Origin of the sequence: Mycolicibacterium gilvum (assembly GCF_900454025.1) — a bacterium.
GTDB lineage: Bacteria > Actinomycetota > Actinomycetes > Mycobacteriales > Mycobacteriaceae > Mycobacterium > Mycobacterium gilvum.
In genome coordinates, this window is the sequence record NZ_UGQM01000003.1 from 1 (window position 1) to 14,450 (window position 14,450).

Sequence of the window (14,450 nt, forward strand, 5' to 3'; positions counted from 1 at the left end):
GTGGTGGCGATCCTGGCGGTGTGCGTTCCGTTGGGCTGGCTGGCCGGCGTGGCGATCAAATCCGTTCTGGTGAACCTGATTCCGCAGACGCTACGGGCATTTCCAATCGCTGCTCTGCTGTGGTCGGGGGCTGCACTCGGGGCCCCGATCCTGGCTCTGTATGACCCTGCACCGACGTTCGGTCAGATGGTGGTGGTGCCGTGGCTGTGTGTCCAACTGGCTGCGGCCCCGGTGATGGCCGGCGTGTACGGCATCGCCGAGGGCTGGTTGGCGATCCCCGGCTCAGATCAGTGTTGGCCGCTGACTCCAGCAGAGCCCGCATTGAGCCCCGAGGATGCCGCCGAGATTCTGGGGCCCTACGAGATCACCGGACCGCCGGTGGTAGAGCCCCGCCCGCTGCCCGACCATGGCGAGCGGATGCCGCGATGGTGAGCGCCGCCGGCGCCTCAGCGCTGCACACTCTCGGCTGCGACGTCGCGGTCGGCGAACTCCTCGACCAGGCTGCGGTCAACGCGCAGTTCCTCGGCCAACCGGTCATGTGCGGCGTAGAGACGGTTGATCCGATCGTCGAACGCGCGCAGGTCGTCGTGCGCGCGCTCGATTTCCTCGTGCAGTTGGGTGAGCAGCCGATCGGCGATGTCGTCTTTGGTCAGCGGCGTCGCGGCCTGCTCCTGGAGCCGCACGTTTTTGGTGGCGCGTGCGGTGATGCTCAGCGGATAGCCGCCCAACAGCACGACCGCCGCCGAGCCGGGCTGCCAGCCCAGAGTGCGATCGATGCGCAGCAGCGTGCGCACTCGGGGGGTGTTCTGGGTATCGCGGTCGCGCACCGCGGCCAACGTGCTGAAGTTCGGGAAGCCTCGCCGGTTGGCTTCTTCCCTCGACATCCGCAGCTTGGCCAGCCGGGCGTCGACGAAGTGCATAAGCCGGGGAACGCCGTCGGCGGGAACCGTCATATTTTCCAACTTACCGCACCCGATTGGCAAAGTCGGCCAGCGAATTTTCACCCCCGATATATGTCATATGCCGACGTTAGGTTGCCCGCATGAAGATTCTTCTGGCCCTGTTTGCCGTCCTGGCCGCCCTCGCGGCGGTCGCCGTTCTCGCCGTGGTGCAGCTCGTGATCAAACTCGCCCCGCTTCTGGTGCTACTCGCCGTGGCGGTGGTCGTCGCCAAGGCTGTGCAGGCTCGTCGGCGTCCGCCCCCGCCGCTGATGCCGGCGCTGCCGCCGGCCCGGCGGGTGACCCCCGCTGTCACCGCACCGCCACGACCGGTGGGATGGGCGCCGCAGGCCCCCGGCGGGTGGGTGCTGTTGCCGGTGTGGATGGGGCCCGCGCCGGTGGCGTGGCGGCCTCCGCCCACCGTGATCGACGCCGACGTGGAGGGCGAGCACCGTGGCTGATACCCCGATCATCACCGATGAGAGCTGGGTCGATGAACTGATGGGCGGGCCCGACCCGGCCGCGGTGCCCACCGCCGCGACGATGCAGCCAGGCGTGGCCGACCTCGACGCCGCCCAACCCGAGCCCGAGCCTGAGCATGAGCCCGAAGCTGAGCAGTACGACGATTCGGCCGAGGCTCCTACCGATCCGCGGCTGCAGTCCGGCGCCGGGATCGCTGACGAGGCGCCGCCCGTGCATCTCGACACCGCAGCAGCCTTGACCGCCGAGCGCGACGAATCCGGGGTGGCCCGCGCCGACGCGGGCGCCAAACGCACTGCCGTGGCGCTGGGGGTGGGGCTCGTCGTGGCGGTGAGCGCCATCGTCGCCGCGCTGGTCACCTTCAGCGACACCGATGCACCTGCCGCGCCCCGTCAGGACAGTGCGGCTGCGGCCGCGCCCGTGGCCCAGCCGCAGCCGGTTCCTACCTCCGCCGCCCCGACCGTCCCTCAGGATCAGTCCATTCCCTTCACCGCCAGCGCCCCGTGTGCAGCCGGGTCAACCTCAGCGCAGTCGCTGACCGACACCGCCACCGATTCGGCGTGGGTGTGCGCCCGCGGCTCACGTGATGAAGCCCTCGAAGGCAAGGTCCTCACTGTCGACTTCGGCAAGAGCTACATGGTCTCCGGTGTCGAGGTCACGCCGGGATGGGTGGCGAAAACGCCTGGGGGACAGGACCGATGGCTCCAGCATCGGGTGGTGACGCGGCTGCAATACATCTTCCTCAACGGCAACGTGGTCTCTGACATCTTCACTCAGGACACCGGGAACGCCCACGGCCCGGTCACCGCCGCGCTGCCGCGACGGGTCTTGGCCTCCCGGGTCAATGTGGTGGTCTTGCAGACCTCCCGCCCACCTGCCTCACCGTTGCCGCCGGCCACCGATCCCGCTGCCCTGCCTGAGGCGCAGCCGGGGCTGGTGGAATCGCTGCTCGGCGAGGGTGGCGGGCCGCTGTCGGAAACACCGCAGAACCCTGAGCCGTATCCGGATCTGACCGTGCCCGACAACGGCAGCGACCCCGTGGACAACACGTTCGCGATGAGCGCATTGAAGTTTCTCGGTTACCAGCCCTAAGAAAAGAGACCACTGTGGCACTGTCGAAAACCTGGCAAGGGCGTCTCCGCCGATGGCGCGGTGGCGCCCATCGGGCCGGTGTCATCGCCCTGGTCGCCGCCGCGGTCTTCGGCGCCGCCGCGGGCTGCAAGGTGTTCTTCGCCCCCGATCGCCCTGACTTCATCGGGATCGCTCAGCGTGAACGCAACCAACAAAGCGTTGTCGGCGCGTTCGCCTCGGACTTCGTGGTGGCCTGGCGCACGGCGACGGTGAATCAGCGCGACAGCTTGGCGCGCTTCATCACCCTGCCCGAGCAGGGACTGGCGCTGCCCTCGACGCCGGCTGCGGTGATCACCGCGCCCCAGGTGGGCCCGGTGCTGCGGATGGGCACCCTCGATGACACCGAGCTCTATACCGCGGTCATCTCGGTCAACGAACGCCCCTACGCCTCGGCCCAACCGACCCGCACCTTCTACCAGGTGCCGGTGTCGCTGTGGAACCGTCAGCCACGCGCTCTGGACTTCCCGGCCCAGATCAACGATCCCGGCCCGGGCGCGGATTTCGCGCTCGACTACCGCAACGCTCTAGGCCCCGAAAGCCCGGTGTTCGCCGTGGTGGCCGGATTCATCCGCACCTACCTCACCGCCACCAACGGCCTGGATCGCTACGTGGTTGCCGGTGCCCCCCTGCGCCCGATCGGCGGCTACCAAAGCGCGGTGGTCTCCTCAGCGGCCACCAGTCGCAGCGTGCCCGAAGCGCCGGCGCCGGGAGAGCAATTGCATGTGCGGGCCACAGTCGTCGCCCAAACCTCGCAGTTTGCCACAGTGAATCTGGTGTACCCGCTGACGCTGGAAAATAGCGGCGGGACCTGGATGGTGGCGGCCATAGACTTAGTGCCACAGGTCGGCGGTCAATCAGAAGCCGATCCGGTAGCCAAACCACATAGCTAACGCACCTCAAGAAAGGCGAGACGAATATGGCAGAGAATACCGAATTACTCGCGGCGTCAGGCCTTTTTGAGGCCGGCAACAAGCTCGGCCTGGCGGTGCTGGGCTTCTTGGCACTCGCCGCACTGGTCATCGGCGCCGGATCGGCCATCCGCAAGCTCAAAGAAGGCTCCGGGGCGGCCATCACCGCCGAAATCGGTGCCATCGTGTTCGCGGTCCTCATCGGGCTCTCGGTCGGCATCGCCTCCGCGCTCACCCAGGAAGCCGAGGACTCCGGCATCCGCAACCCGGTCCGCGTCGACAGCGTGTGGGATCGCTGAGCGCATGGGCAACGACACCTCGGCCAAGATCTACTCCGATCAACGCTCGCTGCCCATCCATCTGGGCGACTCCGGTGACGGATTCACGCTGCCGTTCAAGGAGAAATGGCGCGCCCCCGACGCTATCGCCGCGGTGCTGGGCTTCGTGGTGACCGGTTCGCTGGTGACGGCCAACATCACCAACGGGGCCAGTGCGTTCCGCATCCTCATCCTCGGCGTGGTGATCACGGTGGCTGCGGTGTGGCTGCTGTCGAAGCTGCCCGCCACCCGCCCGTCGCTGCGCACCCGCGCCCACTGGTGGTGGGAAAACCTGCGCCCGCAGGTCATCTCATCGCACCGCCCTCCCGGTTAAGAAGGGTCCTGCCATGTCTGTGCCCGCCCCGCTGCGCGCGATCGGCAACCTGCGGCTGACCCCGCACGGGGTCTACGCCGACTATCTGCTCTCCGGACAGCCGTTCATCTTCCTCTCCGAAGAGTGGCAGGACCGGGTGGCTGCCGAGCACGCCGAGCTGTGGCGTGCGCTGCCGTCAGGATCTTCGATCAGTGGCCTGACGGTCCCGGTGGCCCCGCGCGCCACCGTCCGCAAAATGCTGTACAGCCACCCCGATTTGCGCCCCGGCGCGGCCGCCCCCGAGGGCGTGTCCGAGGCGGCGCGGCCCTGGGTGCAGCACTGCCGCAGCTGGGAACCCACCATCGCCGGGCACCGCGCTCGCCGCCGTATCTACTGGCTGAGCCTGCCCCTGGATTACGGGCTGGCCGGGCGCACCCCCAGCGGCACGTGGCGGCGCATGGTCGACGCCGCACTCGGCCGTGACAAGGACACCGACTCCTCCATCGCCTACTACCGTGACCTGGCCGCCCAGATGGTCGCCGCGCTGCCTGCGGTGTTCTTTCCCAAACCGGCCACGGTGGAACAGATCTGGTGGCATTGGAACTACATCGCCAGCCGCGGCGCCTGGGATGCGCCGCTGCCGACACAACCGTTCAATCCCGACGCCACCCTGCCGGGGTCGGCGTTCACCCCGGTCCACCTGGACCCAGGTGCGGCTCAGCTGCGCGCCCGCCGCTGGCGGGCGGCCCGCACCGACGCCGACGTGTTCGTACGTACCTTCCGGGATCGCACCGATGGTGTTGCGGACTCCTATCAAGCGCTGCTGCCCTTAGACAGCTTCCCCGACAACGGAATTGCCTGGCCGCGCTCGACACTGTTCAAGGTTCTCGATGACCTCACGACACCGACCACGGTCTTGGACTGGACGATCAACATCACCTTCACCAGTGCGGATGTGGCCGTGTCGACCGCAGAGAACGTCATCGTCAACATTCGCGACCAGTACCGCCAGCGCGGCCGCCACGCATCGAGTTCCGACGAGCTGCTGCGCAAGCTGGCCTCCGGGCGGGAGCTGGCCTCAGAACTCAAACGCGGTAGCGCCGAGCGCGGTGTGAACGCCGCCATCGTCATCGCTGCGGCCGCCGGTGACCCGGATACGGTGAACCGGGCCGTCGCCGACGTCGCCCGCACCTACCGCGGCCAGAACATCGGCTCGAAACGGTGGCGCGGCAGCCAGCCCACATTGTGGCGGGCGTTCACCCCGGGCGGGGAGCGCCGCGCCGCCCTCGACGAGTTCCGCAACCCGACCACCACCAAGCGGTTTGCGCCGTTCGTCCCGCTGCTGGCGAGCAAGCTCGGAAACAACACCGGCGTCCCTTTGGGGATGAACCTGACCAGCCCGGGGCTGCGCGACGTCGTTCTCCTCGATGTCCTCAACGCGCCGGCCCGCGAGAATCCGGCGAATCTGGTGATCTGCGGCTCCCCGGGCCGCGGCAAATCGCATGCGACGAAGAATTTGAGCCGCTCGTGGCTCAAACTCGGCGCCGGTCTGCATTTATTCGATCCCACCGACGCCCGCGAACACGAAACAGCGTTGGCCGATTTCGACGATAAAGTCGTCATTGATGTCAGTCGCATGAATTTCAGTCTCGATGGATTGCGGGTTTTTCCTTATAAAGAAGCCGCAGAACGAACCATCGACCATTTGCTACCGCAATTGGGATTGTCGCCATTGAGCCGGGGCGCTCAGCGGCTGTGGGGGCTGCTGGCCCCGGAGTCACGCGAGGCCAACGGCATCGGCAGCACCGCGCAGCTGATCAGATATCTCCGCGACATGCCCACAGCGCGGCGCACCGACGCCGACGAAGATCTGCTCATCGGGTTGGAGGGCCTGGCCGCCCAACGCCTGCTGCGGCCACTGTTTGATGAGTCTCTGCCCGTTCCCGACATCGCCACCACCCAATGCGTGATCTGGAATTTCGCCGGACTCAAGCTGCCCACGGTCACCGAGGAATACCAGGCCCACCTGCATCAGCAGACCACCCCTGGCCAGCGCGCCGCCCAAGCGCTCTACGGGCTGGGCGCCGAAGTGGCGCAGTCGATCTTTTTCGGCCGCCCCGATCAGTCCGACATGTTGGTCGTCGAGGAGTGCGCAGCGTGGACCAACTCTCCGGGCGGACAGAAGTGCGCGAACACGATCATCCGCCAGGGCCGTAAGGCCTGGACGGGGTTCTGCGGTATCAGCCAGCAGCCGATCAAAGACTTCGCCGTGCTGGAGGACGAGTTCATAGATCAGCGACTGTGCCTGGGGTTCAAGCGATCTGACATCGCCAAAGCAACCTTGCAGTGGTGTGACCGCGACCTGGACCGCCACCCGGAGCTGCTGGCCAACTACGTCAACAACACCAGCCCCGTGCAGCTGGTCGACCACGGCGACGATGCGATCGATGACCGCTACGGAAAGGTGGTCCCCGGCCGCGAGGGCGAAGCGTGGTTCCTCGACGAGTTCGGTGGCTTCGGCAAGGTGGCGCTGTTTGCAGCCCCGACCGCAGCACTGGCCGCCCGCTTCGACACCAACCCCCACCGAGCTCGGCAACGCAGCCAGGCCACGCAGCGATCATGACCGCACGCCTGCACTACTGGTATCTGACCCACCCGCGGTGGGGCCGTCCGCTACTGGTGCTGGGCGTCCTGCACACGCTGGCACTGCTCGCGACCGTCACCGCGCCGACGGCCAGCGCGTCGACCAACGCGATGGTGCTCAACTGGACCGGCCTCAAAGACACCTACGGGGTGCCGCTGGGCAACTACTACCTGAGCCTGCCCACCATTCGCGAGCAGATCACCCAGGCCGGCCCCGACATCGGCTGGACACCCGATAGCTGGATGGCCTGGACGCTGCACGCCATGGAAACGATGGCGTTCAACGTCACCTCGGCCAGCATCCTCACCGCCGAGGCGGGGCTGTTCATCGGCATCATCGCGTTGGCACTGTGGCTGATGAAGATGACGGTGAGCACCTACTGGCTCACCGTCATCGGCGAGATCGCCCGCGCAGTCACCAACGCGGTCATCACCGTCACCACGCAGTTGGGCCTGTTGGCGATCGCGATCCCAATCGGGGTGTTCGCCGGAGTGGTCACCATTCACCGCGGCGAAGCCGGTCGGGGCTGGACGATGATCCTCATTGCGTTGACCATGCCGGCGCTGTCGATCGCGATCTTCGCCAACCCGGCCGGGCTGATGTATGGCGAAGGCGGGCTCCTCGAGTTCGCCCGCCGGGTCGGGTTCAGCGTCGCACAGGCCGCCACTCCGGGCCATAACGGCACCTTCGACGGTGTCGGCTCGGGCGGGCAGGTCGACGCGCTGACCGCCAGCCTCATCACCCACACCGTGCGAGAACCGTTGCAGCTGTGGAACTTCGGTCAGGTCGTCGATCGGGTGGGTGGATGCGGCGCCGCCTGGTCGGCGGCCGTCAATCGCGGTGCACCCGATGGACCGATCCGTGCCATGCAGTCCTGCGGCAACACCGCTGCAGTGTCCTACGCCCAGCACCTCGACGGCACCAACATCTGGGTCGGCCTGGTGTTCGTTGTGGTTGCGCTGCTGCTGGGGGCCTTCATGGTGCTCTCGGGCTGGGCAGTGCTCAAGGTGTCGGTCAAGGCGATCTACACAACGGTGATCCTGCTGCCGACGCTGTGGCTGGGAGCCATCCCCGGTGCCCCCCAGCGTCGCGCTACCGCTGTGGTGTGGCAGTTCTTCCGCCACGCCATCGAGGTCCTGGTCTACATCATCTTCGTCAGCGTCATGGGCCTGGCGGTGGAGTCAATCGTCGCCGGCCGGCTCCCCGCACAACTGGGCGGCAACAACCCGTTCGCGCACGTGCTGATGATGGGCGCAGTCTCGGTCGCGGCGATGATGCTGCTGCGCTACATCCGCGCCGACCTGTCGGCCGAACGCCCCGGACCCGGCCTGTTCCGGCAGGCCGGCAGTGTCGCCCTTGGCATGGGGATGCACGCCGCGATCGGCGGCGTCGGCGGTGCCGCCGCGGCCGGGGCCAAGGGACTCGGATCGCGACTGCGCAGCCGCGGCGATACCACCCCGTGGGACCAGCTCGACGCCCAGGCCGCCGACGCCCGCCAAGTCCACGGCGGACCTCAGCCAGGTTTTGAACCGGTGCCCACCGGCGGCAACGGGGCAAGCTCGGGCGGCGAAGGCGGCTCCGCGTCCGGCGCACAGCAACCCCCGGCCGGCGGTATCGACCCTGGCGGCGCAGCACACCCCGCCCCGGCGGGCGGTGGGGAGCCGGCACTGTCAGCGCCGCCGGCGGCGGGCGGGGGAATCCAGGGCATGCTCAGCGGCTTCGACAACGCCCGCGCCACAGCCCCGGCCAACCGCCACTCTGCCCCGGCTCCCAGCGGGTCTCCGTCAGCGACCTTTGAGCTGCCCGGCGAGGCCCCGGGAGGGCTCGGCGGGGCAGCGACATCTCTGCCTGCGATGTCCGACCTCCCCGAGGCGCGGTACCTCGACGAGGTTCCACCACCCCCGGAGCCGCCGCACGACGACGAGGAGTTTCCACCACCCGACGACGAGCCAGGACCTTCCTCCGGGCCACCGACTACCGTCAATCCCATCACCAACACGTAGCCAAGCAGGGGAGAAGCGCCACCCATGACCTCGCCGACCGAACAGCGCCGCGCGTTCGACGCCGCGATGGACAGCTACCGCTCCGGGGACCGCGCCACCGCACTGGGCATCTTTACCCGCGTCACCGCCGACAACCCCGCCATGTCGGACGCCTGGCTGGGTCGCCTGGCGTGCGGAGACCAGGAACTCGACACCCTGGCCGGCGCGCACGAGAACTCCCGGGCGCTCTACCGCGAAACCCGCCGCATCGGTCTCAAGGCCGGCGAACTGCACGCCGTGATCGTGGCACCGCTATACCTGACGCTTCCGGTGTGGTCACGGGCCACGTTGGCTCTGGCCTACGCCTCAGCACTCATCCGCGCCGAACAGTACGCCCAAGCCGCGTCACTGCTCGACCACCCGTCCATCACCGAGGACACCCAAGCCGCCCAATGGCGTCAATTCATCACCGCCACACTGCACTACCGCACCCGGCGTTGGCCGGATCTGCTCGCCGCCACGGCGGTGTCCCCGCCGCCGGAGGCAACCTATGTCCTGGAACCTGTCAGCGCCGCGGTCGCGGCGCTGACGGCGGCGGCCTCCGCCAGCCTGGGACAGTTCCAAACCGCACTCGACACCGCTGACAAGATCCACACCGACAACCCCTACGTCAGCGCCGATGTGGCGCTCACCCGCGGCTGGTGCCTGCGTGAACTTGGCGAGCCCGACGCTGCGCTGGCGGCGTTCCGCGCCGCCGCAGTGGAGGGGCAGTTGTTGCCCGCGGCCCAGCAGGCCATCGACGACCGCAGCTACCGCCTTGTGGTCACCGATCCCGAAACCATCGCCACCCGCACCGACAAGTGGGACCCGGCCACCGAGACCAGCCGCGCCCAGCGCGACGCGGCCGCATTGGCCGAAGAGCAGAAGGAAGTACTGGCCAACGCCAAGCGCCGCCTCGACGAACTGATTGGACTGGAGGGCCCCAAAGAGCAGATCGCGGTGTGGCGCACCGAAATTCAGATTGATCAGCTGATGGCCGCTCAGGGCGATGAAACGTCGTCGACCGGTGAGAACCACATGGTCTTGGAAGGTCCGCCCGGGACGGCGAAAACCACGTTCGCCCGCATTGTTGCCGAGATCCTGTTCGGCTTGGGCAAGATTCAGCGCCCCGAGGTCATGGAAGTTACCGAGGAGGACCTTGTCGTCGGTTACGTCTCTCAGACCGCGCAGCGGATGAAAGAGGTCTGCGAAGAGGCGTTGGGCGGGGTGTTGTTCATCGACGAGGCCTACCGGCTGGTGCCGGAGACTGAGGGCCACAGCTTCGGCAAGGACGCCATCAACACGCTGCTGAAATACATGGAGGACTTCCGCGACCGGCTGGTCGTCATCGTCGCTGGCTATCCCAAAGAGATGCGCCGCTTCCTGGCCGCCAATCCGGGCCTGGCGTCTCGGTTTAACTTCACCCTGACCTTCACCAGCTACACCGCCGATGAAATCGTGGCGATCGGGCGCCACATCGCGGGTAAGGAGAAGATCGCAATTGCCGAGGAGGCGTGGCCCATGCTGCACGCCGAGGCCACCCGCTTGCGCGCCACACCGACCGACGCCGGCACCGCGCTCGATATCGCCGGCAACGGCCGCTACGCCCGCAAGGTGGTCGTTGCCTGCAAACGGGAGCGCGCCCGGCGACTCAGCAGTAACACTCCGGAGGAATTGGCCGCCTTGGCCGCCGCTGATCCGTCGCTGCTGGTGGTCAACACCGATGACATGGCCCGCGCCCTGGCCTCCTCGCAGAGCGGCGATATCAGCGCCGCGCCGGCGACATGACTGCCCATACTGGCCCGGCGCAGGCATCGAAGCCTCATATTGCCGCGTCTTTCTTCTCCGAGCAGCTGGCCGCGCTTATCGAGGACAATCCTCGGGTTCGGATGCTCAATACCGGCCGCACCCGCACGACGAAGCCGCTTACGGTCTACAAGCTGATCCGGGATCACTGCCCGGAGTTCAAGACCTCCCGCACCCAGTGGTACCGCCTCTACCACGGCGAGCGGGCACCGCGTGTCGACGAAGTGTATTGCGTGGCAAAGGTGTTTGGTGTTTCGCCCCGCTATTTTCTTCCCGACACCACCGACTGAGGCGCCGCGATCACCAACTCCAGCCGGCCAGCGTTTCTAAGCGGCGGCACCGCTCCTCGCTGAGCTGACCGGCGCGGCGCTTTTTGCGTTGGTCGCTGACCCAGTGCCCCAACCCGTGACCTGACTCGGTGACGAGCTTGCTTCCCGGGGTGGCCGCTCCGTGTTCAGCGCAGTACGCCTGCAGTTCGCGAAACCCCCTGTCCCACTGAGCATCAAAGGTGTTCCATGCCCACCCGGGCAGGGCTTCCAGGCGGCCGATGCGGTCGGGGAAGTCCCGAGCCATCCTCCCGGTCCGGTACGCCGCACGTTGGTTGGATACCCAGTGCCCCAACGCCATCCCGGATGCGGTGCGGTAGTGCTGGCCCGGTGCGGCGTGGCCGTGTTCGTCGGCGTAGGCGACGAGCTGGTCATAGTTCTCGTCCCAGGCGGCGTCGAATCGCCGCGCCTCCGGCGACCAACCCGGCAACGACTGCAACCGCTTCAGACGCTCTGTGGACAGACTGCCCGCGCGGGCGGCGCGGCGCACTCCCCGTATCCAGTCGGCAATGCTGGCACCGGTCGATGACACGTAGTCGGGCGGGGGATCGCAGCTGCGGTGTGTGGCGGCAAAGGCCGCCAGCGCGGCGAAGTTTTCCTCCCATCGGGCTTCGGCGAGGTTCCACGACCAGCCCGGCAGCGCCTCCAGACGCCGGCAGCGCTCCGCGCTGAGCTTGCCCTTGCTGCGTGCCTGACGCTGCGCGGTCACCCACGACGCCAAGGACCGACCATCGTCGGTCTGCTCGCCGCCCGGCGGGTTGGTGTGCCCGTGCTCCGCGGCGTAGGCGGCCAGCGCATCGAACGCGGCCTCCCACGTGGGTCGGGCCCGATACTCCCAGGACCAACCCGGCAGCGCCTCCAGACGCCGGCACCGGGCACGGGCAAGCTTCGCCCGTCGCGACGGTCGCCGTAGATCGTGCACCCACTGGCCCAGTTCAACTCCGGCGTCGGTCACGTAGCCGATCGGCGGGCTGGCGTGACCGTGTGCGGCCGCGTACGCGGCGAGCTCCTCGAAGTAGCTCTCCCACTGACGGGTTTGTCGGTGAGCCCAGCTCCAGCCGGGTAGATCTTCCAGGCGTTTACGTTGGTCCTCGCGCAGCCGCTGCCGCTGCCCGGGCCGGCGCAGCCCGATCACCCATTGGTTGAGGCGAAGATTCGCGGTGCGCGGCGGGTAGGAGTGCCCGTGGGCGTCGGCGTAGGCGGCCAACGCAGCGAAGCTCGTCTCCCAGCGTGCGTCGACGACGTTCCACGCCCATCCGGGCAACCCTTCGAGTCGCTCGATGCGCTGCGGGAGCATCCGGCCGTGACCGTGGGCACGTCGCTGTCCGGATACCCATTGCCCCAGGGGGCGCCCGTCAGCAGTTGTGTACTGCTGCGGCGGGCTGGCGTGACCGTGCGCGGCGGCATAGGCGGCCAGCGCGGCGAAGTTGTCTTCCCACTGCTGGGTCAAGGTGTCGACGGTGTGCACGCTGAAGGCGCGCAGGAACTGCTCAGCCAGCTCCGAGGGCAGGTCGGTGGGGATGAGGATGTCGACGAGGTCCGTGTGCACGGAGTCGCTGTCACCGGGGCCGGTCTCGCCCAGGGTGCCCCAGAGCCGGGTGAGATCGGCGCCGATGCTGGGATCGTGGCTTTGCAGCGCGAGCAGCACTTGCCGCGCTTTCTTGAATTGGCTGATGTCGATGACGGTTTCGGCGTCGAGGCTGTCGTCCACCGTCAGCGCCAGCACGATCAGCGCGGGACGGTCGTGGTTGGGGTTCTTGCGGATGGCGCGTCCGACGGCTTGGGCGACGTCGATGTCGGAGGACCGCGGCTCGGCGAAGAACACCGCGTCCAGGGCGGGAATGTCGATTCCCTCGGTGATGCAGCGCGCGTTGGTGACGATGTTCCATTGATCGGGCCGGTGCTGGCCGAGGGTGTCTTCGGCCGCGGCCTTGCGCCCCCGCAGGGGGGAGCCTCCGTCGATGTGGGTGATGTGGGCTTCTCGTCCGTCAGAGACGAGGCCGCGGGCACGCAGCAGCGCGTGGGTGCGGGCGAAGGTGGCGGCGAAGTCGCGGCTGGCGGCGATCGTGTTGTGGAAGGCCAGGACGCTGGAGAGCTGGTAGTCGTCGGCCGCTTGGGTCAAAGCGATGGCGGCGGCCACATGGTCAGCGCGGGCGCTGCCGTCTTCGCCGGCGGCGAGGCTGATCAGGCGGACATCTTTGAGGGCGGAGGCCACTGCCGAGTCGGTAACGGCAATGACAGCCACTTTGAACGGGCTGAGGATGCCGCGCTGGATCGCGTCGCGGGTGGGCAGTGAGAACACGCGCCGCCCGTAGAGGTCTTGGTTGTCCATGGAGGCGACCGCGTTCCTGCGCGGCCTGGCGCTGCTGCGGCTCGGCGAGGAACCGCGGGCGTGCACTTTGGGGGTGGCGGTGAAAAAAAGGCGGTGCGCGGCCGGGATCTTGTGGTCGTCGAGCACGACGGCGAACGGTTTGCCGCGCCGCCCGGCGGTGCGGTGGGCCTCGTCGCACACCATGACTGTCCAGGCCGCTGCACTGAACGCGCGGTGGGCCTCGACCAGGACCGCCGCCGATTGGTAGGTGGCGAAAACTACGCGCACACCTGCGGTGTCGGCCAGCCAGTGAGCCAACTGTTCAGCGGAGGTGGTGCTGGGTATTGATAGCTCGTCGTCGGCGATGTCTTCGGGGTCGCTGATCTGCTGGGAGCACACCGCCAGCGCGGAGAACGGCATTGGTGCCTCGCCGCGCCACACCTGATAGGTCTGCTCCAGTAGGCCGAGGGTGGGAAAGGTCAGCAGGACCGTGCCGGGGGCGCCGGCGAGCAGCTTGGCCACGGCGTGCACCGCCATGAGAGTCTTGCCGGTACCGCAGCCCGACACTAGAAGCGCCCGGTGCTCGTCGGGGGTGACGGCGTCGACGGCGGCGCGCTGATAGTCGCGAAGGGTCAGCAACAGCTACCTGCCGGATCGGGGAGAGTGGCTCAGTCGTATCAGAGCGTATCCGGCGCGCATTAGAAAGAAGGCGACGGCTGCGGTGACCTGCGACGAGAACTAAAACCCTGGCGGCGTTAGCGGGTTCAAGGGCGGGGGAAGCGAGTCCTTTGCCGGATCTGCTGGCGGTGGCGGCGTACCGGCCGCGAGTCAGATTGGTGGCAAGCTGTCGACGATGCTCATCGTTTTCACGCTGACGGTGACAATGCGCTTGATTAAGTCGACGATGTATCGGGGGTCGTCGTGTTCGCTGCACCAGGTATTGGGATCGTTGACGATCCCCGAGCCGCGGCTGTCAGTCTTGATCTGGTAGCGCTCAATGATCCATTCGAGCGCTGAGCGCGACCCGAGTCGGTAACGGTGCGCGTCCTCGGGAATTCCTGAGAGGGTGAGCTGGGAGTTGTAGATCAGGACGCTGCGGTCAGTCTTCGACTTGAATCGCATCTTTGTGACGCGCAGGGTCTCCTGCGGAGTGCCGTTGAGAGCTCCGGTCGTTGTTTCGAGAAGGGGGTAGGGAGCTGCGGTTTCGTATCCGCGGTGAAGGTCGCTGAGCGTGTGACCAGCGTGGGTGAAAGCG

The 14,450-nt window shown here is 67.6% G+C and carries 13 protein-coding genes; 10 read left to right on the plus strand and 3 right to left on the minus strand.

The window, feature by feature from the left end:
* The coding region (locus tag DYE23_RS29090; protein ID WP_115329164.1) for a hypothetical protein at nt 1-432 on the plus strand (432 nt) is incomplete at its 5' end.
* 14 nt (nt 433-446) lie between these two features.
* Here the strand turns inward: DYE23_RS29090 and DYE23_RS29095 are convergent.
* Nucleotides 447-953: a hypothetical protein gene (locus DYE23_RS29095; protein ID WP_172527962.1), complete on the minus strand. Its 507-nt coding sequence runs from the start codon at nt 951-953 to the stop codon at nt 447-449.
* Between the two features lie 89 nt (nt 954-1,042).
* Between DYE23_RS29095 and DYE23_RS29100 the strand changes: the two genes are divergently transcribed.
* Genes DYE23_RS29100 through DYE23_RS29140 form a run of 9 tightly spaced genes read left to right on the plus strand, consistent with a single transcriptional unit; the run spans nt 1,043 to nt 10,848 of the window.
* Nucleotides 1,043-1,399, plus strand: a complete 357-nt coding sequence (locus tag DYE23_RS29100; protein WP_083741715.1) for a hypothetical protein — start codon at nt 1,043-1,045, stop codon at nt 1,397-1,399.
* Complete coding sequence (locus DYE23_RS29105) at nt 1,392-2,510, plus strand: discoidin domain-containing protein (RefSeq protein WP_115329166.1); 1,119 nt, start codon at nt 1,392-1,394, stop codon at nt 2,508-2,510. Before DYE23_RS29100 ends, DYE23_RS29105 begins: the two co-directional genes overlap by 8 nt.
* A 14-nt stretch (nt 2,511-2,524) precedes the next feature.
* Entirely contained in the window at nt 2,525-3,439 is a 915-nt protein-coding gene (locus DYE23_RS29110) for a conjugal transfer protein (RefSeq protein WP_115329167.1), read from the plus strand.
* A gap of 26 nt (nt 3,440-3,465) precedes the next feature.
* Complete coding sequence (locus tag DYE23_RS29115; RefSeq protein ID WP_011767719.1) at nt 3,466-3,756, plus strand: hypothetical protein; 291 nt, start codon at nt 3,466-3,468, stop codon at nt 3,754-3,756.
* 4 nt (nt 3,757-3,760) lie between these two features.
* Nucleotides 3,761-4,108, plus strand: coding sequence for a hypothetical protein (locus DYE23_RS29120; protein WP_115329168.1), 348 nt, complete (start codon nt 3,761-3,763; stop codon nt 4,106-4,108).
* A gap of 13 nt (nt 4,109-4,121) precedes the next feature.
* Nucleotides 4,122-6,710 (plus strand): ATP-binding protein, encoded by a 2,589-nt coding sequence (locus DYE23_RS29125; protein ID WP_115329169.1) that lies wholly within the window; start codon nt 4,122-4,124, stop codon nt 6,708-6,710.
* Complete coding sequence (locus DYE23_RS29130) at nt 6,707-8,734, plus strand: hypothetical protein (RefSeq protein WP_115329170.1); 2,028 nt, start codon at nt 6,707-6,709, stop codon at nt 8,732-8,734. Before DYE23_RS29125 ends, DYE23_RS29130 begins: the two co-directional genes overlap by 4 nt.
* Nucleotides 8,735-8,758: 24 nt before the next feature.
* Nucleotides 8,759-10,540: an AAA family ATPase gene (locus tag DYE23_RS29135; RefSeq protein WP_115329171.1), complete on the plus strand. Its 1,782-nt coding sequence runs from the start codon at nt 8,759-8,761 to the stop codon at nt 10,538-10,540.
* Nucleotides 10,537-10,848, plus strand: coding sequence for a transcriptional regulator (locus tag DYE23_RS29140; protein WP_041321927.1), 312 nt, complete (start codon nt 10,537-10,539; stop codon nt 10,846-10,848). The genes DYE23_RS29135 and DYE23_RS29140 overlap by 4 nt, the downstream gene beginning before the upstream one ends.
* Before the next feature lie 10 nt (nt 10,849-10,858).
* On the opposite strand, the gene DYE23_RS29145 is transcribed toward DYE23_RS29140, so the two are convergent.
* Together DYE23_RS29145 and DYE23_RS31010 are read right to left on the minus strand one after the other, a co-directional pair.
* Nucleotides 10,859-13,834, minus strand: coding sequence for a DEAD/DEAH box helicase (locus DYE23_RS29145; RefSeq protein ID WP_235660666.1), 2,976 nt, complete (start codon nt 13,832-13,834; stop codon nt 10,859-10,861).
* Nucleotides 13,835-14,023: 189 nt separating this feature from the next.
* Nucleotides 14,024-14,450: type ISP restriction/modification enzyme (locus tag DYE23_RS31010; RefSeq protein WP_337442316.1), on the minus strand; the 427-nt coding region annotated here is incomplete at its 5' end.

Excerpts from the sequence above, each read along its gene's own strand:
- DYE23_RS29095 (WP_172527962.1), bottom strand. The coding sequence starts at position 953 with ATGACGGTTCCCGCCGACGGCGTTCCCCGGCTTATGCACTTCGTCGAC.
- DYE23_RS29100 (WP_083741715.1), top strand. The coding sequence starts at position 1,043 with ATGAAGATTCTTCTGGCCCTGTTTGCCGTCCTGGCCGCCCTCGCGGCG.
- DYE23_RS29115 (WP_011767719.1), top strand. The coding sequence starts at position 3,466 with ATGGCAGAGAATACCGAATTACTCGCGGCGTCAGGCCTTTTTGAGGCC.
- DYE23_RS29120 (WP_115329168.1), top strand. The coding sequence starts at position 3,761 with ATGGGCAACGACACCTCGGCCAAGATCTACTCCGATCAACGCTCGCTG.
- DYE23_RS29125 (WP_115329169.1), top strand. The coding sequence starts at position 4,122 with ATGTCTGTGCCCGCCCCGCTGCGCGCGATCGGCAACCTGCGGCTGACC.
- DYE23_RS29130 (WP_115329170.1), top strand. The coding sequence starts at position 6,707 with ATGACCGCACGCCTGCACTACTGGTATCTGACCCACCCGCGGTGGGGC.
- DYE23_RS29135 (WP_115329171.1), top strand. The coding sequence starts at position 8,759 with ATGACCTCGCCGACCGAACAGCGCCGCGCGTTCGACGCCGCGATGGAC.
- DYE23_RS29140 (WP_041321927.1), top strand. The coding sequence starts at position 10,537 with ATGACTGCCCATACTGGCCCGGCGCAGGCATCGAAGCCTCATATTGCC.